The sequence below is a fragment of the Streptococcus sp. HMSC076C08 genome, from assembly GCF_001810825.1.
In the GTDB taxonomy this organism is placed as follows: Bacteria; Bacillota; Bacilli; order Lactobacillales; family Streptococcaceae; genus Streptococcus.
The window spans coordinates 59,035-59,702 of record NZ_KV802724.1; the positions used below are offsets into that span (position 1 = coordinate 59,035).

1 protein-coding gene is annotated in these 668 nt (G+C 34.1%); it reads left to right on the forward strand.

Annotated features, from left to right (window positions below; genetic code table 11):
• On the forward strand, positions 1-595 hold a 595-nt coding region (locus tag HMPREF2766_RS04215), incomplete at its 5' end, for a DUF443 domain-containing protein (RefSeq protein WP_070567916.1).
• Positions 596-668: the final 73 nt, after the last annotated feature.

Here is a 668-nt window from a genome sequence, read left to right on the forward strand (position 1 = left end):
TAAGAATAAAAGTTATATCTTAGATCCTACCACTATAAAAGGCAAATCCTATTTCTTCGGTTCACTTCCGAAAGAGGTTACTGCTGAAATGGTTGAGCTATCTCCATCTAATGATAGTTTTAGAATAAAATCGAAGACACCAATAGGCGCATCTACTGCTCTAGTTATCATGATTCAGCCACTTGTTGGCATCTCTCATACGCTGATGAAAGATGCCTTTATTAGCTGGGGAATCAATCAGCAAATTTTAATGAAAGTAGTGTTATTTGCTTTCTCTGTATTTTTGTCTTATCTTATGGCTGTCTTTTATGAAAAAAGTGCGGTAAGAAAGTTTGAATCAAGAGTTCTCCAAAACAGTAAACGCTGTCGACTTGTTTTTGAACCCAAAGGGAAACGAATGATTGATTGGTGGTATATTACTCTTGGAATTAATACGGTTTGTTTAGCATTTTTTATAGGACTTGATAGTGGTTATGAAAGTGCTATATTGGTTATAAATGGCATAATTTCATGGTGGTTTTTTGTAATACTGAGAATGCCACAAATCCCAGAGTATTATAAGACACTAGCATTAACTGAAATTGAAGAGTTATAAATACAGAATGTCGAGAAGTTAGAAATGACATTGATTCAGGTAGTAGTTCAATTTAGAAAGTGTTTGGGTGGTA